Consider the following 20,619-nt stretch of genomic DNA (forward strand, 5'->3'; position numbering starts at 1 on the left):
TCACGGCGGCGCGCCCTGTGCGGGGTCAGCGACCGTTTCCCGGAGGGCCGCCGGCCGTGGTACGGCGGGTGGCCCGACCAGGCGAAGCCGTAGGAGACCTAGAGGTCTTCGAGGACGGCGGCGAGCTGGTCGACCGCCCAGACCAGGTCCTCCTCGGAGATCACGATCGGCGGCGCGAGCCGGATCGTGGACCCGTGGGTGTCCTTGGCGAGCACGCCGCGCGCCATGAGCGCCTTGGAGACCTCGCGCCCGGTGCCGAGGGCCGGGTCGATGTCCACGCCCGCCCACAGCCCGCGCCCGCGCACCGCCACCACGCCCTTGCCGGCCAGCTCGCGCAGCCGCGCGTGCAGCACCTCGCCGAGCCGGGCGGCCCTGGCCTGGAACTCGCCGGTGTTCAGGATGTCGATGACGGCGATGCCGACCGCGCAGGCCAGCGGGTTGCCGCCGAACGTGGACCCGTGCTGGCCCGGCTTGATGACCCCGAGGACGTCCTCGTCCGCGGCGATGGCCGAGACCGGCACCACGCCGCCGCCGAGCGCCTTGCCCAGGATGTAGACGTCGGGGACGACGTTCTCGTGGTCGCAGGCGAACGTGCGGCCGGTGCGCCCGAGACCCGACTGGATCTCGTCGGCGATCATCAGCACGTTGTTCTCGGTGCAGATGCGCCGGACCTCGGTCAGGTAGCCGTCCGGCGGCACCAGCACGCCCGCCTCGCCCTGGATCGGCTCGACGAGTACGGCCACGGTGTTGTCGTCGATCGCCTCCCTGATCGCCTCGGCCGAGCCGTAGCGGACGATCTTGAACCCGGGCGTGTACGGCCCGAACCCGTCGTGCGCGTCGGGGTCGGTGGAGAAGCTGATGATCGTGGTGGTGCGGCCGTGGAAGTTGTCCTCCATCACGATGATGTTGGCCTGCTCCGGCGCGACGCCCTTGACCTCGTAGCCCCACTTGCGGGCCACCTTGATCGCGGTCTCGACGGCCTCGGCGCCGGTGTTCATCGGCAGGATCATGTCCTTGCCGGTGAGGTCGCCGAGCCCGGCGCAGAACTGGGCGAACTGGTCGTGGTAGAAGGCCCGGCTGGTCAGCGTGAGGTTCTTCAGCTGCTCCTGGGCGGCCTCGATGATCTTCGGGTTACCGTGGCCGAAGTTCAGTGACGAGTAGCCCGACAGGCAGTCGAGATAGCGCTTGCCCTCGACGTCGGTGACCCACGCGCCGTGCGCCTCGTGGATGACCACGGGCAGCGGATGGTAGTTGTGCGCGCTGCGGCGCTCGCTTACTTCGATCAGCTCTGCGCTGGTGCTCATGTTACTTCTCCCCCCTGATCTCCAGTGTGCAGCACTTGGGACCGCCGCCCGCCTTGCGCAGCTCCGACAGCTCGACCGGGATCACCTCGTAGCCGTGCCGCTTGAGCTCCAGCTGGAGCCCGGACGCCTCGGAGTTGATCACCACGTTCCGGCCGTCGCTGACCGCGTTGAGGCCGAGCACCTCGGCGTCCTCGGCGGTCGCGATCACCGCGTCCGGGAACATCGCGCGCAGCACCTCCTGGCTGCCCTGGGAGAAGGCGCCGGGGTAGTAGGCGACGTTGCGGCCGTCGAGCGGGAACAGCGCGGTGTCCAGGTGGTAGAAGCGCGGGTCGACCAGCTTCAGCGAGACGACCGGGCGGCCCAGGTACTCCTGCGCCTCCTGGTGGGCGACCACGTCGGTGCGGAAGCCGGTGCCGGCCAGGATGACGTCGTCGAGGGTGAGGAAGTCGCCCTCGCCCTCGTTGACGTGCGCAGGCTCCAGCGTCGGGTAGCCGCGCTCGACGAACCAGCGCAGGTAGGCCGGGCCCTCGGGGCCGCGCTCGGGGAAGGTGAAGCGGGCGCCGTAGACCCGGCCGCCGACGACCAGCGCGCCGTTGGCGGCGAACACCATGTCGGGCAGGCCCTCGATCGGGTCGATGAGGCTGACCTGGTGCCCGAGCTCCTCGTACGCCGACTTCAGCCCTTCCCACTGACGGATCGCCACCTCACGGTCGGCGCCGGCCTCGGGGTCCATCCACGGGTTGATGGCGTACTCGACCGCGAAGTAGTCCGGGCGGCACATGAGGAAGTGTTTGGGCATGCAGGGCTCCGTCGTCGTCAGTTCAGGGGAAGTTCCCGTGTCGGGGGAGACGGGGACAGCCTAAGAATTGACGTTTGCGCAGGCCAAGCGGTGCGCATTGCGCGTTGGCGCAGGTCTGTTGCGTCTATCGGCCGGCGACGTGCGATCCGTTGCGCGAGTCCGTCAGGGCGGCTCCCGGCGGGATGTCCACCAGCCGCGACAGCACGATCGAGCTCTTGGTCCGCACCACGAAAGCCTCCGCCGCGATGCGCTCGATGACCCGCTCGACGTGCCGCACGTCGGTGGCCCTGATGTGCAGCAGCGCGTCGGCCTCGCCGGTGATCGTGGCCGCCGCCACCACCTCGGGGAACCTGGCCACGGCCAGGGCGATGTCCGACGGCTTGGTCTTGCCCTGGCAGAACAGCTCGACGTACGCCTCGGTGGTCCAGCCGAGCGCCTGCGGCGCGACCCGCGCGCTGAAGCCGGTGATCGCCCCGCTCTTCTGCAGCCGGTCGACCCGCCGCTTGACGGCCGACGCGCTCAGCCCCACCTGCTGGCCGATGTCCGCGTAGGTCGCGCGGGCGTCGTCGACGAGCGCCGCGATGATGTCACGATCGAGCCGGTCCAGTTCCACGGGCTCTGTATACCGCCTGGCCAGGCTGGCGCGCGACGAGCGCCGCGCGGGAGACTGGGCGTTCGGTCCACTGCCGGAGGATTGCCGCCACATGAATATCGCACGTTTTCCCGAGGGTTTCGTCTGGGGGGTCTCGACGTCGGCCTTCCAGATCGAGGGCGGCACGGCCGCCGACGGCCGCGGGCCGTCCATTTGGGACGCCTTCGCCGGTGGCCCGCCCGACGCCTGCGACCATTACCACCGATATCGCGAGGACGTCTCGCTGATGAAAGAGCTGGGAATGGCCGCGTACCGGTTCTCGGTGAGCTGGCCGCGCATTCTTCCGGACGGCTCGGGAAAGGTGAACACGGCCGGTCTCGACTTTTATCAGCGGCTGGTCGACGCCCTGCTGGAGGCGGGCATCACGCCGTTGGCCACCCTTTATCACTGGGATCTGCCGCAGGCGCTGGAGGAGCGCGGCGGATGGCCGTCCCGCGACACCGCCCGCTGTTTCGCGGACTACGCGGCGATCGTGGCCGAGCGGCTCGGCGACCGGGTCGGCACCTGGTTCACCGTGAACGAGCCGTGGGTGGCGGCCTTCGTCGGCCACGGCTCGGGGGTGCACGCGCCGGGCCGCCGGTCGGCCGCCGAGGCGTTCAGGAGCGCCCACCACCTGCTGCTCGCCCACGGCCTGGGCGCCCAGGCCCTGCGCGCCGCCGGGGCCGCCGAGGTGGGGGCCGTGCTCAACTTCTCGCCCGTGCTGACGCCGGCCCAGGTCGGCGACTTCGACCGGCCGCTGTCGGAGGAGGACGCCGAGGCCGTGGCCAGGATCGACGCGCTCGTCCACCGGCAGTTCCTCGACCCGATGCTGCGCGGCGCCTACCCCGCCGACCTGCTGCCGGTCATCGAGGAGCACGCCGGGCTCGGGCACGTCCACGACGGCGACCTGGCCGACATCGCCCAGCCGCTCGACCTGCTCGGCGTCAACTACTACGCGCCGGCCGTCGTCCAGGCGCAGCCCGGCGAACCGGCCGACCCGGCTTATCCGGGAAGCGCGGGCGTGCTTTTCAGCACCATTCCCACGGCGGTCACCGCGATGGGCTGGCCGATCGTCCCGAACGCCCTGTCGCTGTTACTGCGGCGGCTCACCGGCGAATATCCGGAACTCGAACTGATGATCACCGAGAATGGCGCGGACTTCGTCGACACGGTCACCCCCGACGGCATTCACGACGTCGACCGCGTGCATTTCATCGAGGAACACCTGCGGGCCCTGCGGACCGCCGTCGAGGAGGGCGCGAACGTCCGCGGATATCTCGCCTGGACGCTGCTCGACAATCTCGAATGGGCCGAGGGGTACCGGCGCAAGTTCGGCCTCGTGCACGTCGACTTCGACACCCAGCGCAGGCGGCCCAAGGACAGCGCCTTGTGGTACCGCGATGTCATCAGGCGCAACGGCCTGACCGAGGCCCCGCCCAGGCGTCCCACGCTGGAGACGGTGGCCGCCCGCGCCCGAGTCTCCCGGGCCACGGTCTCCCGCGTCGTCAACGGCGAGGCGTCGGTCAGCCCCGAGGTGCGCTCCACGGTCCTGCGGGCCGTCAAGGAGCTCGGCTACGTGCCCAACGCCGCCGCCCGCAGCCTGGTGACCCGGCGCACCGACACCGTCGCGCTCGTGCTGTCGGCCCCCAGGCACGCCGCCGACCCGATGGTCGCGGCCGTCGTCCAGTACGTGACGAGCCTGCTGGAGGGCGCGGGCAAGCAGATCACCCTCATGCTCGCCGACACCGCCGAGAGCCAGCGCCGCATCGTCCGGCACGCCGAGGCGCGCCTGGTGGACGGCGTCGTCCTGCTGCCGCCCGAGCGGGGCGACACCCTGGCCGAACGGCTCTCGCGCACCGGCGTGCCGCTCGTGCTGCTGGGCCGGCCGCCGGTCGCCTCGCTGGTGCCGTACGTGGACGCCGACAACGCCGCGGGCGCGGCGGCGGCCACCGAGCACCTGCTGGCCACCGGCCGCCGCCGGATCGGCATGATCTGCGGCCCGATGGACCTGGTCGCCACTCAGGACCGGCTCGCCGGCCACCGCGCGGCCCTCGACCGCGCCGGCTTGCGGCCCAGACTGGCGATCGGAGACCTGACCCGGGCCTCCGGCACGGCCGCGGCCGACCAGCTCCTCGGCGACGCCCCCGACCTGGACGCGATCTTCGCGGCCGACGACCAGATGGCGATCGGCGCCCTGCCGGCCGCCCGCGCCGCGGGCCGGCGGGTGCCCGACGACCTGGCGATCGTGGGCTTCGACGACATCGACGCCGCCTCGGCCACCACCCCGGCCCTCACCACCGTCCGGGTCCCCGTGACGGAGCAGGCGCTGGCGCTGGCGCGGCTGCTGCTGTCGCGGCTGGAGGGCCGGAGCACCACGCCGGTCGTCCTGCCCACCCGGTTGATCGTGCGGGAGTCGGCCTAGATCTGCCGCTCGAACAGGCTCGGGAAGACCTTGGACACCTTCGACAGCAGGTACTCGCCGTAGGTGCCGGTGAAGTCGACCTGGCCGTCCCAGCGCTCGCCGGCGGCGTAGGGGAGGGGCGGCACCACGCTGTCCCAGCCGGGGTCGAAGAAGAACGGGTAGCTCAGGCGCTCGTTGCCGCTGCGGTTGCGCACGCGGTGCGGGGTCGAGCGGTAGCGGCCGCCCGTGAGCTTGTCGAGCATGTCGCCGATGTTGCAGACGAACGTGCCCGGCAGCGGCGGCGCCTCGATCCAGCCGTCCGCCGTCCGGACCTGGAGGCCGCCGTTGGCGTCCTGGAGGAGCAGGGTGAGCAGGCCGTAGTCGGTGTGCTCGCCCACGCCCCAGGTCTCGTCGTCGTCCGGGGGCGCGGGCGGGTAGTGGAAGACGCGGAACAGGACGGTCGGGTCGGCGGTGTAGCCGGTGCGGAAGTAGCCCTCGTCCAGGCCCAGGCTGAGCGCGATCCCCGACATGACCGCCTGCGCGACCCCCGTCATCGTGTCCAGGTAGGCGAGCACGGCCTCGCGCAGCTCGGGCACCTGGACCGGGAACTGGTTGGGGCCGTGCAGCGGGAGCGGGCCGGGCGGCTCCTCGGCGCCGAAGTAGACGCCCTCCTTCAGGTCCGGACGCCCCGAGGTCAGCTCGCCGCCCACCGGGAAGAAGCCGCGCCAGGCCGGGCCGCCGCGGTCCATCGAGATCTCGTCCTTGACCTCCTCGGGCAGCGCGAAGAAGCGCCTGGCGGCGGCGTCGAGCCGGTCGAGGAGCTCCTGCGGCACGCCGTGCCCGCGGACGTAGAAGAAGCCGCTGTCCCGGCAGGCGGCGCCGATCGCCGCGCCGACGGCCTGCCTGTCGCCGCCCGGGGTGTCGCCGAGCAAGGGGGAGATGTCGATCACCGGCAATTCGCGCACCGTCTCATTGTCCCCCAGCCCGGGGGCGGCGAGCCGGGCTCTGGGTACGCCCGCCGCCCCGAGGAGGACCCTGAGAGGGGTCAGGTCGTCGAGAAGGTGAACCAGTTGACGTTGACGAAGTCGGCGGGCTGGCCGCTGCTGAAGGTCAGGTAGACGGTGTGCGTCCCGGTCACCCCGCTGATGTTGGCGGGGACCGTGCGCCAGCTCTGCCAGCCGCCCGTACTGGCCAGCGCGAAGTCGCCGATCGGCGGGGCGGACGGGCTGTCCAGCCGCACCTGCACCAGCCCGCTCACGCCGGCCGCCGCCCCCGACGCCACTCTGGCCTTGAACTGGCGGGCGGGCTCGGAGCCGAAGTTCACCCCGTCGTAGCGCAGCCAGTCGCCGCCCGCGATGGCGCCGACGTTCTGGCCGCCGCCGGTGTCGGTGGTGGTCTCGACGATGGTGCCCGACTGGGCCTGGTAGCGCTCGGCCTGGATGGTGGAGCGCGCGTCCACGCCGCCCGGGACGGTCGGGGTCGCCGTCGGTGTGGAGACCGTGCCGCTCTGCCAGACGGCCACGTAGTCCACCAGCAGCGGGTGCCCGGGGACGGTCGCCGCCGTCGGCGTGCCCGTGCCGGCCAGGGCGTTGGGGAACGCGCCGCCCATGGCCAGGTTGAGCAGCAGGAAGTAGCCGCCGTGCCCGGTCATGTTGGTCCAGGTGGTGGCGTCGAGCTGGTTCTGGCTCACGCTGTGGAACTGCTGGCCGTCGACGTACCAGCGGAGCTGGTTCGGGCTGGCGGCGCGGTCCCACTCGAAGCGGTAGGTGTGGAAGGCCGACTGGCAGGACGATCCGGGGCAGGCCCGGCTCGCGCCCAGGCCGGTCGTCTCGTTGCAGGGCCCGCCGGGGCTGACGCCGCAGTGGAGCACGCCCCACACCGAGTCGATGCCGTTGACGTTCTCCATGATGTCGAACTCGCCGATGCCCGGCCAGTTCCAGTAGTTCCCCCGGTACGGCGCCCCGAGCGCCCAGAACGCCGGCCAGTAGCCGAGCGCCGCCTGCCCGGTCACGTCCGGCATCTGGATCCGGCCCTCGATGCGCAGGACGCGCCCGTCGGCCGGCTTGAAGTCGGCCCGCCTGGTCTCGATGCGGGCCGAGGTCCACTCGCCCGAGCCGCTGCGCAGGGGCGTGATGCGCAGGTTGCCGGAGCCGTCGAGGCTGACGTTGGAGGTGCTGGAGGTGTAGTTCTGGATCTCGCCGGTGCCCCAGTTGCCCGGCCCGCCGGGGTAGCCGTGCCCGGTATCGATGATCCACTCGGCGGACGAGGGCGGCGTGCCCGCCGAGCCGTTGAAGTCGTCGGACCAGACCAGCGACCAGCCGGACGGCGTGGACGGCACGGACGCCGAGGCGCTGACGGCCACTTTGACGAGCAGGCCGGTGAGTGCCACGAGCACCACCGCCACGGCCACCAGGCGGCGCCTGTGCCGGATCTCTGTTGTCATCCCTGCTCCATGGGGGGTGGTGGAGTCGAGTGAGAGAGCGCTCTCTTGACGCGACGTAAACACGCTGCTGACCGCGTGTCAATATGGGAGAGCGCTCTAGAGCAGGTCGACGGACGACGTCCCGGCGGCCTCGAACGCCGCCCGCCAGAAGCTCTCCAGCAGCGGGAACCGGTCGGGGTCGGACTTCTTCGCCCGCAGGAATCCATGCACCACCACCGCGTACCCGGACAGGTCCGGCAGCAGCCGCGCGTCCCGCAGTTCCTCGATCTTCCGGCCGCGGGCGGCCTCGCTCAGGTCCAGCTCGCCGACGTCCAGGTCGCCGTGGTCGTTGAGCAGGTCGCTGAACACGATGAGCCGGTGCTCCCTGTCCGGCTGCCGCAGCGCGCTGAGCTGCTTGACCGCGTACCGCAGGGCGCCCAGGACGTCCGAGCCCCGGCCCTCCTTCGGGCAGTCGAGCAGCTCGGCCGCCCGGGGGAGCACCTGCGTGATCCGGCGGGCCCTGACCCGGTCCTCGACCACGGGGTCGTCGCCGGGGTTCTCGGTGCGGGTGGCGGCGATGGGCACCGGGTCCTCGCGGCACGCGCTGCTCTCCGAGTCGCCGGTCACCGCCGCGAAGCCGATCCAGTCGCAGCCCTTGGCGAACCCCGGCAGCTCGGATTCGACGTCGTTCCCGGCGGTCACCGGGTCGGCGTAGCCCGTCGAGTCGACGACCGCGCCGCACACCGGGCCCGGATCCGTGCCGCACCCGCTCACCGGGCCCGCGGCCAGCGCCAGCACCACCACGACCCGCCCGGACAGGCCCGTCATCGGCGCCCTCCGGCCGGGGAGGTCCGCGCGCCCGTCCGGGGAATCCCCTCGTCTGAACGGCCGCGGCAAGAACGCCATCCGCGTCTCCTGGCTCCGGCCGGACCGGACCTCGGCTCGAATGTCCCTGGATTTCAGAATAGTCCGTCATGTCCTTTTCCGGCAGGGCGATTCGGCGCCCGCACGCGAAACGGCGGCCACCGGCGCCCTGATCGGGAGCCCGTGACCGCCGTCGTGTCCGGAGGGGGAGGTGGCCGCTCAGCCCTTCTCCGCCTCGCCGGTGGCCTGTTCGAGCGCGTCCTCGGGCGAGGCCTCGAGGTCCTGCTCGGCGTCGGCGCCGGCCTGCGCAGAGGCCTTGTCCAGGCGCACCCAGCTCGTCACGCTCTCCACCGCGAACAGCACGAACAGGTACGCCGTCAGCACCGCGAGCACCGGCGTCAGCCAGCCCAGCGCCGCACCGGCACCGATGATCAGCAGGCGCAGCTCCCAGCCGAGCCCCGCGTGGAACACCCACGCGGGCGGCCAGATGCTCTGCCGGGTGCGGTAGACGGTGTCGTAGGTGTGGTAGCCCACGACGTAGACCAGCACGAACAGCAGCCACTTCGGCGCGCCGGCGGCCAGGCCGATCGCGATCATGGCGAGGAACTCGGTGCCGCGCAGCAGCGGCGGGGTGAGCCAGTCGAAGCGGCCGAGGTGGTCGCGCGGCGCGGTCGGCAGCACGAGCAGCAGTGTGATGGCCACCGGCACGAGCAGCAGCGGCCCCTTGTCGGGCAGCCCGACGACGGTGACGGCGACGACGGCGAGCAGCGCCACGAGCGTGGCGGGCACGGGCGGCAGGCCCTTGCCCAGCTTGCCCGCGAGGGCGTGCACGAGCGGGCCGTCGTCGCGGTAGGCGAGCAGGCGGGCGGTCTGGATGCGGCGGCGTTCCTCGTCGGGGTCCGGCGTGGGGGTGGCCATGGCCTGCGGTTGAGTGATCATACGAGCGACCTCATGAGGCGTCCGGTGAGGGTGTAGGCGGCGGCGACGGAGCCCCAGATCACGAGGGTGAGGAAAGTGATCCGGGCGTCGAAGAGGGCGGCGGTGATCGCGATGGCCGCGAACCGCTCGCCGATGGGGAACACGATCATCTTCCGCGCCCAGTGGACCGCGCGGAACTTGCCCGCCCTGGTCCACATCTTGAGCACGCCGCGCAGGCCCTGGCTGCGCTCGACCTTGCGCCGCTCCAGCGCCCTGCGCAGGTCGCGGTCGTCGGGGGCGTCGAGCGGGAGGGTGGGGAGCTGCCCGGGCGGCTTGCGGCGGTTGGAGATGCCGAAGGAGAAGTCGAGCAGGTGGCGTACGGACTGGAGCCCGATGGCGGCCAGCGCCAGGATCCAGATGTCGTCGCCGTTGCCCGAGACGACCCAGCCGACGGCCAGGCCGGCGAAGACCACGTATTCCTTGAAGCGGTCGAAGGTGGCGTCGAGCCAGGCCCCCAGCACGCCGAACTTGCGGGCGTACCGGGCCACCTGCCCGTCGACGCAGTCGAAGACGAAGGCGAAGTAGATCAGCAGGCCGCCGGCGACCATCCACGGCCGGTCGCCGGTGGCGAAGCAGGCGGCGGCGGCCACGCCGAGCAAGATCGAGATCAGCGTCACCTGGTTGGGCGTGAGCCCGCGCCGCGCCGCCCAGCGGGCGATGAAGCGCGAGTAGGTGGAGACGAAGTAGGTGGTGAAGAAGCCGTCGGCGCCCTTGACCGCGTTGTTGAGCCGGGCGCGGTCCTCGTTCATGCCGGCCATCTCGGCGCCGGCCTCGTTGACCTCCTCCGGCGTGCTCACCCGGCGGTAGAACAGGTCGCGGCGGCCGCGCACGCCGACCGACACGCCGTTGCGCACCAGGCCGAACACCACGAGCTGGACGAGGTCGTCGTCCGCGCCGAAGCGGTCGGCCATGAGGGCCAGCTCGCGGCAGGTCTGCGCGAGCACGGGGGCGTTGCGGGCGCTGATGTGCAGCGGGCCGAGCAGCACCGCGTTGGGCCTGGTCACCGCGTGGTTGGCGGTGCCGACCGACACGACGCGCGACTTGCCGACGCGCGCGCGCACCGGCAGCCCTTCGAGCCGGCCGTAGCCGATCTCCGGGTCGGCCTCGTCGATCGGTACGGTGTCCTCCTGCGCCTCCTCGGTCACCTCCAGACGCGGCTCCTTGGCCACGAGCGCCAGCGCGCCGCGCTTGGCCTTGGTGATCTGGTAGATCAGCTCGTCGTGGACGACCGAGTTCTGGGGGATGATGAAGAGGCTCTCCGTTGCCGATTCTGCGACGTCGGCCAGGGCGCGAAGGGCGGCGGCCACGTCGCCGGTCTCGATCGTGGCGGGCCGCGGGTCATAGGAGACGAGCTGGCTGCGCAGCCGCTCGGCCACGGTGGGATTGCCGGGCAGCGCGGCCAGCCTCAGGCCGGTCGGAGAGGTGTCGGGGCCGGGCGAAGAGCCCAGCAGGACCACGCGGGTCATGACTCCCTTTCGAGGCAGTAGCGGGGGGTTGAACAACGGGTGATGCGGGGACAGACGTCAAAGTCTAGTGACGGCAGGGCAAACTCGCGTCACCAGAGCATGCCCGGAACATGCCGCGCGTGCGGCCGTAAGATGGGCAAGTGAGTCTCTACCGCGACGAAGGCGTCGTCCTGCGGACGCAGAAACTCGGTGAGGCCGATCGCATCGTCACCGTTCTGGCCAAGCGCACCGGCAAGATCCGGGCGGTGGCCAGGGGCGTGCGCCGCACCAAGTCACGCTTCGGCGCGCGGCTGGAGCCGTTCACGCACGTCGACCTCCAGCTCCACACCGGCCGCACGCTCGACGTGATCACCCAGGCGGAGACCATCAGGCCCTACGGCGAGGCGCTGGCCGTCGACTACCCCCGTTACACCGCCGGCAGCGCCATGCTGGAGACGGCCGACCGGCTGACCCACGGCGAGAAGGAGCCGGCGCTACGGCAGTTCCTGCTGCTGGTCGGCGGCCTGCGCACGCTGTCCGAACGCGCCCACGAGGCCAGGCTGGTCCTCGACGCGTACTTCCTGCGCTCGCTGGCGGTGGCCGGTTACGCGCCCGCGCTGGAGGCGTGCGCCAAGTGTCAGGCCCCGGCGGTCAGGGCCTTCGCCATCGTCGCGGGCGGCGTGGTGTGCGGGGCGTGTCGTCCGGCGGGCTCGGCGGTGCCGGCGGGGGAGACGATCGGGCTCATGACGGCGCTGCTGCGCGGCGACTGGGCCACCGCCGACGCCTCGGAGTCGCGCCACCGCAGCGAGTGCAGCGGTCTGGTGGCCGCATATCTGCAATGGCATCTGGAACACGGAATACGCTCTCTGCGACACGTCGAAAGGGAGCATGCGTGAACGTCCGGCCTCCGACCCCTCATCCGTCAGGCGCCACCCCGCCGCCGATCCCGCGTGACCTCGTGCCCCGGCACGTCGCCATCGTGATGGACGGCAACGGCCGCTGGGCCAAGGCACGCGGCCTGCCGCGCACCGAAGGGCACAAGGCGGGCGAGTCCTCGCTGTTCGACGTCATCGAGGGGGCCCTTGAGCTGGGCGTCCCCTACTTGAGCGCCTACGCCTTCTCCACGGAGAACTGGAAGCGCTCGCCCGACGAAGTGCGCTTCCTGATGGGCTTCAACCGCGACGTCATCAGGCGGCGGCGCGACGAGCTCAACGCCATGGGCGTGCGGGTGCGCTGGGCGGGCCGGCCGGGGCGGCTGTGGAAGAGCGTGATCTCCGAGCTGCAGAGCGCCGAGGAGATGACCCTCGGCAACAGCAAGCTGACGTTGCAGTTCTGCGTCAACTACGGCGGCCAGGCCGAGATCGTCGACGCGGCGGTCAAGCTGGCGGCCGACATCGCGGCCGGGCGGGTCAAGCCGTCCAAGGTGAGCGAGAAGGTGTTCGCCCGCTACCTCGACGAGCCGGAGATCCCGCCGGTCGACCTGTTCCTGCGCTCCTCGGGCGAGCAGCGCTTCTCGAACTTCCTGCTGTGGCAGTCGGCCTACGCCGAGATGGTCTTCCTCGACCGGCTCTGGCCCGACTTCGACCGCCGCGACCTGTGGGCGGCGTGCGAGATCTACGCCAAGCGCGACCGCCGCTACGGCGGCGCGATCCCCAACGAGGTCACCGGCGCCTAGAGAAACCCCTGGGTTCACCCCTGCTGAGCTGCCGCGCTGGACAGTGACTATACGCGGATATAGCGTCCTACTCGTTCGGGTAGTCAACTGTACGAGCGAACAGTCACGAGGCAGATCAACATGAGCGACGCCATCTCGGTGGCCGCACTCGTCAAGGCGTACGGCCGGACCAGAGCCCTCGACGGGCTCGACCTGAGCGTGCGCACCGGCGAGGTGCACGGCTTCCTGGGCCCCAACGGCGCGGGCAAGAGCACGACCTTCCGGATCCTGCTCGGCCTCGCGCGGGCCGACGCGGGCAGCGTCCGCCTGCTCGGCGGCGACCCCTGGCGCGAGGCCGCCGAGCTCCACCGCCGCCTGGCGTACGTGCCGGGCGACGTCACGCTGTGGCCCGACCTGTCCGGCGGCGAGGTGATCGACCTGCTGGGCCGGCTGCGCGGCGGCCTCGACCGCGGGCGCAGGAAGGAGCTGCTCGACCGGTTCGGCCTCGATCCGCGCACGAAGGGCCGGGCCTACTCCAAGGGCAACAGACAGAAGGTCGCGCTGGTGGCGGCGCTCGCCTCCGACGCCGAGCTGCTGCTGCTCGACGAGCCGACCTCCGGGCTCGACCCGCTCATGGAGGAGACGTTCCGGGAGGTCGTCAGGGAGGAGCGGCGGCGCGGCGACCGTACCGTGCTGCTGTCCAGCCACGTCCTGTCGGAGGTCGAGGCCCTGTGCGACCGGGTCACGATCATCCGCGACGGCCGCGCGGTCGAGAGCGGCACCCTGGCCGGGCTGCGCCACCTGACCCGCACCGCCGTGCACGCCGAGCTCGACCGGCCCGCCGAAGGGCTGGCCGGGCTCCCCGGCGTGCACGACCTGCGCGAGGAGGGCGGCCGGGTGCGCTTCGACGTGGACGCCGACGCCCTCGGCCCGGCGCTGCGCCGCCTGACCGCGGCGGGCGTGCGCACCCTGGACAGCCGCCCGCCCACGCTGGAGGAGCTGTTCCTGCGCCACTACGCAGCCGGCCGGCCGGCGGAGGCCGTGCGATGAGCGGCACGTGGACGCTCGTCCGCCTGGCGCTGCGCCGCGAGCGCGCCGTCGCCCCCTGGTGGCTCCTGCTGCTGGTGGCCCTGAGCCTGGCCATGGTCGGCTACATCAACCGCAACATGGGCAGCTACGAGTTGAAGCTGGCCTACACCGAGGTCGTCCGCCGCTACGCCTTCTTCCGTGCGCTGGGCGGCGGGGTCGTCGAGCCGCGCCTGGAGGTGCTGGCGACCTGGCGCAGCGGCGGCTTCCTCTACGTGATCAACGCCTTCGCCGCCCTGACGACCGTGATCAGGCACACCCGCAGGGAGGAGGACGCGGGCCGGACCGAGCTGGTCCGCGCGGGCGTGGTGAGCCGCCGGGCGCCGCTCGGCGCGGCCCTGCTGGTGGCCGGGGCGACCAGCCTGGCCGGCGGGGCGCTGACCGCAGCCGCCCTGCTCGCCGCCGGTCTCGAACCCATCGGCACGCTCGCCTACGGCGCCGCCGTCGTGGTGGCGGGCTGGGTGTTCGCGGGCGTCGGCGCCGTCGCCGCGCAACTGGCGCGCGACGCCCGCACCGCCACGGTCATCGGCCTGTACGCCCTCGGCCTGGCCTACGTCCTGCGCTACGCCGCCGACGCGAGCGACCGGCCCTGGCTGAAGGCCCTGTCACCGCTCGGCTGGAGCCACCTGGTGGACGCCTACCGGGCCGACCGCTGGTGGCTGCTCGGCGTCTCCACGCCGGCCGCCGGGGGGTTGTGCGCGCTGGCGTACGCGCTGCTCGGCCGTCGCGACCTGGGCTCGGGCCTGCTGCCGGAACGACCGGGCAAGGAGGAAGCCCCCCGGCTGCGCGGCCCGGTCTCCCTGGCCTGGCGGCTGCACCGCGGCCTGCTGCTGAAGTGGGCGGCGGGGACGGCGGCGTTCGCGGCGATGGGCGGCGCGATGGGCCCGCTGGCCAAGGACGTGCTGGCCCACCCGAGCGTCGTGGTCGCCAACATCACGAACCTGCTCGGCGTCCCCGCGGCGGACGCCCTCGACGGCTACATGTGGTACTACCTGCTGATCCTCGCCTACGGCAGCGCGCTCTACCCGGTGCTCATGGTCGTGCGGCTGCGTTCGGAGGAGACCTCCGGCCGCGCCGCCCAGGTGCAGGCCACGCCCCTGACCCGGGTCCGCTGGGCGGCCGGGCACCTGGCGGTGGCCGCGCTCGGCACGGCCGCGCTGCCGGCGCTAGCCGCCCTCGTCTTCAGCGCCGTGTACGCCGCGCTCCTCGGCGACTTCGCCGGCACCGCGCCGCGCTTCCTGGCCGCCGCCCTGAGCCAGGCCCCGGCGGCGTGGTGCGTCGGCGCGGTCTGCGTGGCGGCCTACGGGCTGCTGCCCCGGGCGAGCGTGCCGCTGTGCTGGGCGGCCTGGATCCTGACCGTCCTGCTCGGACAGGTCGTCGCGCCCTTCTACGGGGTGTGGGGCGGCACGCCGTTCGAGCCGTTCCACTACCTGCCGAACATCATGGCGGGGCAGGCGTTCGGCACGGCGCCGGAGCTGACGCTGCTCGCGCTGACGGCCGCGCTCACGGCCGGCGGGCTGCTCGCCCTGCGGCGGCGCGACGCCAGCTGAGGAGACGTGGCGTCGCGGCGGTATCCGGAATTCTGGCACGAGGGTCAGGCTGAGAGCCGGTGAAGGCGGGTACAACCCGTTCCCCCATGATGAAGGAGGGCCGATGATCCCAGGTTGCGGCTCGTGCAACTGTTCCGACGTCTTCGCCACCGCCAAGCCGCCGTGGTGGCAGACGTCCAGCGAAGCACCCTGAATCACCCGCACCTGCCGCCCGTCCCCCGATCGTCGCGGGGACGGGCGGTTCGCGTGCGGGACGGTCAGGCGCGGCGGCGGGCCCGGTAGGCGGCGACGTGCATGCGGTTGCCGCAGGTGCGGCTGTCGCAGTAGACCCGCGAGCGGTTGCGGGACTCGTCGACGAACACGCGGTCGCAGTCGGGGGCCGAGCAGGTGCGCAGGCGCTCCATCTCGCCCTCCACCAGCAGGTGCGCCAGCGCCACGCCGCAGTCGGCGGCCACGTGCTCAGCCAGGGAGGCGTCGGTGGCGAAGTAGTGCACGTGCAGCGGGTGGCCGTCGTGCTCGGTCAGCCTGGGCGTGATGCGCGTCTCGGCGAGCAACGCGTTGAGCGTGCGCACGGCGCTCGCCACGTCGGAGGCCGTGAACACCCGGTGGAACGCCTCGCGCACCATGCGCACCTGGCCGAGGTCGCGGGCGGTCAGCGCGCCGATGCCGCTGATCTGCCGGGACTCCACGAAGGCTTGCAACTCGGCCAGGCTGGCCAGACCGTCGTCGCCGCCGGTGGACGGCGAGGTGTTGACCAGGTCGACAACGGTCGCCAAAGAATGCACCATGTCATGGCCAAACGGCATGTTGACTCCTGTCGGGGCCGGTTCTAGCGTGGTCGCAGCGTATCTCTCCCATGGGACTCCGGGGGTTTCCGTGAGTGCATATCGGCGTATCGTCCTGATCGCGATCGCCGGAGCACTGATCATCTCCACCTCCGCGCCCTTGGTCCGGCTGTCCGGGGCGTCGCCCGCGACGTCGGCGTTGTTCCGCTGCGCGTACGCGGCGCCGCCCATGGTGCTGCTCGCCTGGCTCGAACGGCGGAAGCTGGGGCCCCTGCCCTGGCGGAACGCGCTGCCGGCCTGGGCGGCGGGCGTGCTGTTCTCGCTCGACCTGCTGTTCTGGCACCAGTCGATCAAGCTGGTCGGCGCGGGCCTGGCGACCGTGCTGGGCAACCTGCAGGTGTTCATCGTGGCCTTCGCCGCCTGGGGCCTGTTCCGCGAGCGCCCGTCCAACCGGCTCATGGCGAGCACGCCGATCGTCTTCGGCGGGGTCGTGCTGATCTCCGGGGTGTTCGACGGCGCGGCGTACGGGCTCGACCCCGTCATGGGCGCCGTCACCGGGCTGGCGACCTCCGTCGTGTACGCGGCCTACCTGCTGCTCATGAAGGCCGGGCCGGGCCGGACGGCGGGGCCCCTGGCGCACGCGACCGTCGTGGCCGCCGTGCTGATCGCCGCGCTCAGCCCGCTGTTCGGCGGCGCCGACCTGGCGCCGGAATGGCCGGCGCACGGGTGGCTGCTGCTGCTCGCGCTGGGGCCGCAGGTGGCCGGATGGCTGCTGATCACGTACTCGCTGCCCAGGCAGCCCGCGGCGCTCACGGCGCTGCTGCTGCTCGTGCAGCCGATGACCACGGTCGCCATCTCCACGCTCACGCTGGGGGAGCGGCCCTCCGCGCTGCAGCTCGCCGGGTGCGCCGCCGTCGTGCTCGGCGTGCTGTACGGCTCCCGCGGCCCTCAGCCCACGCGGGCCGGCGCCGAGCAGGACGAGCAGGTGCCGAAGACCTCGACCGTGTGAGTGATCTCGGTGAAGCCGTGGTCGCTGCCGACCGCCTCCGCCCAGCGCTCGACGGCCGGCCCGGCCACCTCGACCGTGTGGCCGCAACGGCGGCAGACCAGGTGGTGGTGATGGTCGTCGCTGGCGCACGCCCGGTAGACCGACTCGCCCTCGTCGGTGCGCAGCACGTCGACCTGGCCGCAGTCGGCCAGCGCCTGCAGCGCCCGGTAGACGGTGGTCAACCCGATCTTGGCGCCGTGCAGGCGCATCTCTGCATAGACGTCCTGGGCGCTGCGGAACCCCTCGCTGCGGCGAAGGGTGTCGTGCACGGCATCGCGCCTCGTCGTCATGCGACCTCCTCGACACGGACATGTGGTCGCCGGCTCACTGGGGACTCCTGGATACGGCCTCGCCGTACGAATTTACCGACAGCCAGGGCCAGGACGAAGCCGGCGAGGGCGAGAAGCACGATCGCCGCGCCCGGAGGCACCCGCGACGACATCGTCGAGGCCAGCAGACCGCCCACCGAGGCGAGCACGCCGAACAGCATCGCCAGGCCCATCGTGGCCCGGAAGCCCCTGGTGAGCTGCTGGCTCGTGGCCACCGGGATCACCATCAGGGCGCTGACCAGCAGCAGGCCGACCACGCGCATGGCGATGACCACGGTGAGCGCGGCGGTGACCGCGATCAGCAGGCTGAGGAAGCGCACCGGCAGGCCGCTGGCCTTGGCCATCTCCTCGTCCTGGCAGAGCACGAACAGCTCCCTGCCGAAGACGACGACCACGCCGATGACCGCCACGGCCAGCGCGCCGATGATCCAGATGTCCTCCCGCGTGACGCTGGCGATGGCGCCGAACAGATAGGAGTTCAGCTTGGCGTTGCTGCCGCCGGGGGCGATGCCCATGAGCATGACGCCGCCCGCGATGCCGCCGTAGAACAGCAGGGCGAGCGCGACGTCGCCGCTGGTCCGGCCCCGGGCCCTGACCAGCTCGATCGCCACCGCGCCCAGCACCGAGACGACCACGGCCGTCAGCACCGGCGCCGTGCCGGTCAGGAAGCCCAGCGCCACGCCGGTCAGCGCGACGTGCCCGATGCCGTCGCCGAGCAGCGACAGCCTGCGCTGCACGATGAACGTGCCCACCGCGGGCGCGCACAGCCCCACCAGCAGTGCGGCGATCAGCGCGAGCTGGAAGAGGTTCTCCTGCAGAAGGTCGATCATCGCGCTTCTCCCTGCCAGCCGGTCAGCGGGCCGGCGGCCGGCTCGTCGGCGTGCGGATGCTGGTGCTCGTGTCCCGGCCTGGCGCACTCGCCCTCGGGCCGCGGCGGCTCGCCGTCGTGCGCGACGCGGCCCTCGCGGACCACGACGCCGCGGGTGATCAGCGGCTCCAGCGGGCCCAGCTCGTGGGCGACCAGGACGATCGTCTTGCCGTCGCGGACCAGGCCGCCCAGCGTGTCGGCCAGGAGCTGCTGGGTCTCGGCGTCGACGCCCGCCGTGGGCTCGTCCATCACGTACGTGTCGGGCTCCCCGGCCAGGGCGCGGGCGATGAGCACGCGCTGCTGCTGGCCGCCCGAGAGCGACTGCACGGGGTCGCCGGCCCGGCCGGTCAGGTCGACCGCGTCGAGGGCGTGCGCGACCGCCGCCCGGTCGGCCGCGCTGGTCCTGCGCAGCCGGCGCTGCCTGGCGACGCGGCCCGAGGCCACGACCTCGCGGACGGTGGCGGGCACGCCGCCGCCGACCTGGAGGCGCTGGGGCACGTAGCCGATGCGCCACCAGTCGCGGAACCGGGCGGGCGGGGAGCCGTACAGGAGGGTCTGGCCGCCGGACAGCGGGGTGAGGCCGAGCAGCGCGCGGACCAGGGTGGACTTGCCCGAGCCGTTGGCCCCCAGGAGGGCCACCACCTCGCCGGGGCAGACGGTCAGGTCGACGCCGCGCAGGATCTGCCGGCCGTCGAAGCTGACCCGGCCGCCGGTCATCGCGAAGGCCGTCTCGCTCATGCCGCACACCCCAGAGCCGTGCGGAGGGTCTTGAGGTTGTCGCGCATGGCCGTCAGGTAGTCGCCGGCGGGCTTGCTCTCCAGCGGGTCGAGCACGGCCGTCTTCGCGCCGACCTCGCCGGCCAGCACCTCGGCCACCTTCGGGCTCACCAGGGACTCGGTGAAGATCGTGGTGGCGCCCTCGGCCCTGGCCAGCGCGGCCACCTCCGACAGGCGCTTGGGCGACGGCTCGGTCTCGGGGTCGAGCGTGATGCCCACCTGCTTGAGCTTGTAGCGGTCGGCCAGGTAGCCGAACGCCTCATGCGCGGTGACCAGCGTCTTGCCGGCGCAGCCGGCCAGGCCCTTGGCGAACTCCTGGTCGAGGCCGCCCAGCACGCCCGCCGCCGTGGCGGCGCGGTCCTTGTACGCCTGCGCGTGGGCGGGGTCGGCGGCGGCCAGCCGCTCGCCCAGCTTTCCGGCGACCGTGGCCAGCCGGGACGGGTCGAGCCAGATGTGCGGGTCGTAGGAGACGCCGTGCTCCTCCGCGTGGCCCTCCTCATCGGCGTGCCCGCCCGCCGGGATCGTCGTGACGACGGCGGCGGCGTCGAAGGCGGTGTCGGCGGAGACGGCGTCGTCGACGGCCGGCTGCACGCCCTTGACGTAGACCGTGAGGGCGGCGTCCTGGAGCTTGGTCATCTGCTGGATGCCCAGCTCCAGGTCGTGCGGCTCGACGCCGGGCGCGGTCAGGACGGTCACGTCGGCGTCGAGCCCGGCCACCTGCTCCGTGAGCCACTGGAGCGGGTAGAAGGCGGCGATCACCTCGGGCCTGCCGCCCGCGGCGGTCTCGGTGCTCTCCGCGGCCCCGGCGCCACAGGCGGACGTGGCCAGCAGGGCTGCTCCGGCGAGGAAGGTTACGGCGCGCATTGGGGGCGTACGGGACATCACGCCCTCAAGTATGGAGAAAATGAAAATGATTGTCAAAATCTCCGGCGGGCCGGACTAGAACGCCCCAAACCGGTCAGCGGCCAGGAGCGCCAGGAAGACCAGCATCACGACCCGCAGCAGCCGCCCGCCGATGCCCAGCGACGGCCACGACAGGTACGCCAGCCACCCGACGAACGCCAGCACCACCAGCGCCGCCACGCCGCCCAGCCAGTTGGCCAGCGCGAAGGCGGCCAGCAGCAGGATCACCAGCACGGCGGGGGCCACCCACCTGGGCACCTGCGTGAACAGAAAGGTCATCGGGACCGCGCTGCGCCGCTCGACGGCCTTGCGCGCGCCGCCCGCGCCCGGCGTGAAGAACTGCTCGCCCTGGGGCAGCGGGCGCTTGTTTTTGGAGACCACGTCGAGAGCCTATGGGAGTTCGCCTGACACCAGGGTGCGCACCTCTAGGCTGGGCTGGTGCTCGCCGTGATCCGATACACCGTGCCAGAGTCCCAGTCCCAGGACTTCATCAAGCAGGGCCACGCCATCCTCGACACCTTCGCCGCCCAGCCGGGTTTCCACCGCGGGCGGCTGGCCCGTTCGGTCGACGAGCCCAACCTGTGGGCGCTGGTCAGCGAGTGGGAGGGCGCCGGGTTCTACCGCAGGGCGCTGTCGGCCTCCAGGATGGTCATGTACCCGTTGATGATCCTCATGGTCAACGAACCCAGCGCGTACGAGGACGTGTACACGCAAGAAGGTGCGTAGCGATACTCGCGCGCGGGACCGGGTGAGCGTCCCCTAAGCTGGGATCTCAC

21 protein-coding genes are annotated in these 20,619 nt (G+C 72.2%); 7 read left to right on the top strand and 14 right to left on the bottom strand.

The annotated features are described in order from the left end of the window. Window positions 1-98: 98 nt before the first annotated feature. The 3 genes from rocD to AB0C33_RS25785 form a co-directional block, all read right to left on the bottom strand. Complete coding sequence (gene rocD / locus AB0C33_RS25775; RefSeq protein ID WP_358292105.1) at window positions 99-1,304, bottom strand: ornithine--oxo-acid transaminase; 1,206 nt, start codon at window positions 1,302-1,304, stop codon at window positions 99-101. A 1-nt stretch (window position 1,305) separates the two neighbouring features. Next, window positions 1,306-2,103, bottom strand: a complete 798-nt coding sequence (ddaH, locus tag AB0C33_RS25780) for a dimethylargininase (protein WP_358292107.1) — start codon at window positions 2,101-2,103, stop codon at window positions 1,306-1,308. 124 nt (window positions 2,104-2,227) lie between these two features. Then, window positions 2,228-2,716, bottom strand: a complete 489-nt coding sequence (locus tag AB0C33_RS25785) for an Lrp/AsnC family transcriptional regulator (protein ID WP_358292110.1) — start codon at window positions 2,714-2,716, stop codon at window positions 2,228-2,230. A 91-nt stretch (window positions 2,717-2,807) separates the two neighbouring features. Between AB0C33_RS25785 and AB0C33_RS25790 the strand changes: the two genes are divergently transcribed. Next, window positions 2,808-5,156, top strand: a complete 2,349-nt coding sequence (locus AB0C33_RS25790) for a GH1 family beta-glucosidase (RefSeq protein WP_358292112.1) — start codon at window positions 2,808-2,810, stop codon at window positions 5,154-5,156. On the opposite strand, the gene AB0C33_RS25795 is transcribed toward AB0C33_RS25790, so the two are convergent. The 5 genes from AB0C33_RS25795 to AB0C33_RS25815 form a co-directional block, all read right to left on the bottom strand. Continuing rightward, complete coding sequence (locus tag AB0C33_RS25795; protein WP_358292114.1) at window positions 5,153-6,100, bottom strand: 2-oxoglutarate and iron-dependent oxygenase domain-containing protein; 948 nt, start codon at window positions 6,098-6,100, stop codon at window positions 5,153-5,155. The two genes, AB0C33_RS25790 and AB0C33_RS25795, sit on opposite strands and share 4 nt — an antisense overlap. An 80-nt stretch (window positions 6,101-6,180) precedes the next feature. Next, entirely contained in the window at window positions 6,181-7,578 is a 1,398-nt protein-coding gene (locus tag AB0C33_RS25800) for a glycoside hydrolase family 16 protein (RefSeq protein ID WP_358292117.1), read from the bottom strand. 96 nt (window positions 7,579-7,674) lie between these two features. Further along, window positions 7,675-8,385 carry a hypothetical protein gene (locus tag AB0C33_RS25805; RefSeq protein ID WP_358292120.1) on the bottom strand — a complete coding sequence of 237 codons (711 nt, stop codon included), beginning with the start codon at window positions 8,383-8,385 and terminating at the stop codon, window positions 7,675-7,677. A gap of 255 nt (window positions 8,386-8,640) precedes the next feature. Then, on the bottom strand, window positions 8,641-9,360 hold the full coding sequence (locus tag AB0C33_RS25810; RefSeq protein WP_352323408.1) for a DUF5941 domain-containing protein: 720 nt from the start codon (window positions 9,358-9,360) through the stop codon (window positions 8,641-8,643). Then, entirely contained in the window at window positions 9,357-10,865 is a 1,509-nt protein-coding gene (locus AB0C33_RS25815) for a CDP-alcohol phosphatidyltransferase family protein (protein ID WP_358292123.1), read from the bottom strand. Before AB0C33_RS25815 ends, AB0C33_RS25810 begins: the two co-directional genes overlap by 4 nt. Window positions 10,866-11,005: 140 nt before the next feature. Between AB0C33_RS25815 and recO the strand changes: the two genes are divergently transcribed. The 4 genes from recO to AB0C33_RS25835 all read left to right on the top strand — a co-directional run bounded on the left by recO (window position 11,006) and on the right by AB0C33_RS25835 (window position 15,134). Beyond that, entirely contained in the window at window positions 11,006-11,740 is a 735-nt protein-coding gene (gene recO, locus AB0C33_RS25820; protein WP_352352515.1) for a DNA repair protein RecO, read from the top strand. Beyond that, window positions 11,737-12,519 carry an isoprenyl transferase gene (locus tag AB0C33_RS25825; protein ID WP_358292126.1) on the top strand — a complete coding sequence of 261 codons (783 nt, stop codon included), beginning with the start codon at window positions 11,737-11,739 and terminating at the stop codon, window positions 12,517-12,519. Before recO ends, AB0C33_RS25825 begins: the two co-directional genes overlap by 4 nt. A 120-nt stretch (window positions 12,520-12,639) precedes the next feature. Further along, a complete protein-coding gene (locus AB0C33_RS25830; protein WP_358292136.1) occupies window positions 12,640-13,548 on the top strand; it encodes an ABC transporter ATP-binding protein in 909 nt (302 codons plus the stop codon). Further along, window positions 13,545-15,134 carry a polyketide antibiotic transporter gene (locus AB0C33_RS25835; RefSeq protein WP_358292138.1) on the top strand — a complete coding sequence of 530 codons (1,590 nt, stop codon included), beginning with the start codon at window positions 13,545-13,547 and terminating at the stop codon, window positions 15,132-15,134. Before AB0C33_RS25830 ends, AB0C33_RS25835 begins: the two co-directional genes overlap by 4 nt. A gap of 257 nt (window positions 15,135-15,391) precedes the next feature. On the opposite strand, the gene AB0C33_RS25840 is transcribed toward AB0C33_RS25835, so the two are convergent. Continuing rightward, window positions 15,392-15,919, bottom strand: coding sequence for a CGNR zinc finger domain-containing protein (locus tag AB0C33_RS25840; protein WP_352323427.1), 528 nt, complete (start codon window positions 15,917-15,919; stop codon window positions 15,392-15,394). 91 nt (window positions 15,920-16,010) lie between these two features. Between AB0C33_RS25840 and AB0C33_RS25845 the strand changes: the two genes are divergently transcribed. Next, a complete protein-coding gene (locus AB0C33_RS25845; RefSeq protein WP_358292140.1) occupies window positions 16,011-16,928 on the top strand; it encodes a DMT family transporter in 918 nt (305 codons plus the stop codon). On the opposite strand, the gene AB0C33_RS25850 is transcribed toward AB0C33_RS25845, so the two are convergent. The 5 genes from AB0C33_RS25850 to AB0C33_RS25870 all read right to left on the bottom strand — a co-directional run bounded on the left by AB0C33_RS25850 (window position 16,868) and on the right by AB0C33_RS25870 (window position 20,224). Then, complete coding sequence (locus AB0C33_RS25850) at window positions 16,868-17,257, bottom strand: transcriptional repressor (RefSeq protein WP_352323403.1); 390 nt, start codon at window positions 17,255-17,257, stop codon at window positions 16,868-16,870. The genes AB0C33_RS25845 and AB0C33_RS25850 overlap by 61 nt on opposite strands. After that, the gene (locus tag AB0C33_RS25855; RefSeq protein ID WP_352323402.1) at window positions 17,254-18,126 is read right to left on the bottom strand and encodes a metal ABC transporter permease; all 873 of its coding nucleotides are present in this window, start codon (window positions 18,124-18,126) and stop codon (window positions 17,254-17,256) included. The genes AB0C33_RS25850 and AB0C33_RS25855 overlap by 4 nt, the downstream gene beginning before the upstream one ends. Further along, on the bottom strand, window positions 18,123-18,902 hold the full coding sequence (locus tag AB0C33_RS25860; protein WP_358292144.1) for a metal ABC transporter ATP-binding protein: 780 nt from the start codon (window positions 18,900-18,902) through the stop codon (window positions 18,123-18,125). Before AB0C33_RS25860 ends, AB0C33_RS25855 begins: the two co-directional genes overlap by 4 nt. Then, a complete protein-coding gene (locus tag AB0C33_RS25865; RefSeq protein WP_358292147.1) occupies window positions 18,899-19,804 on the bottom strand; it encodes a zinc ABC transporter substrate-binding protein in 906 nt (301 codons plus the stop codon). The genes AB0C33_RS25860 and AB0C33_RS25865 overlap by 4 nt, the downstream gene beginning before the upstream one ends. 75 nt (window positions 19,805-19,879) lie before the next feature. Next, window positions 19,880-20,224: a DUF6703 family protein gene (locus tag AB0C33_RS25870; RefSeq protein ID WP_358292150.1), complete on the bottom strand. Its 345-nt coding sequence runs from the start codon at window positions 20,222-20,224 to the stop codon at window positions 19,880-19,882. 57 nt (window positions 20,225-20,281) lie between these two features. On the opposite strand from AB0C33_RS25870, the gene AB0C33_RS25875 reads away from it, so the two are divergent. Beyond that, complete coding sequence (locus AB0C33_RS25875; RefSeq protein WP_358292153.1) at window positions 20,282-20,569, top strand: antibiotic biosynthesis monooxygenase; 288 nt, start codon at window positions 20,282-20,284, stop codon at window positions 20,567-20,569. The last annotated feature ends 50 nt before the right edge of the window (window positions 20,570-20,619 follow it).

The sequence above is a fragment of the Nonomuraea sp. NPDC048881 genome (genome assembly GCF_040649795.1).
GTDB lineage: Bacteria > Actinomycetota > Actinomycetes > Streptosporangiales > Streptosporangiaceae > Nonomuraea.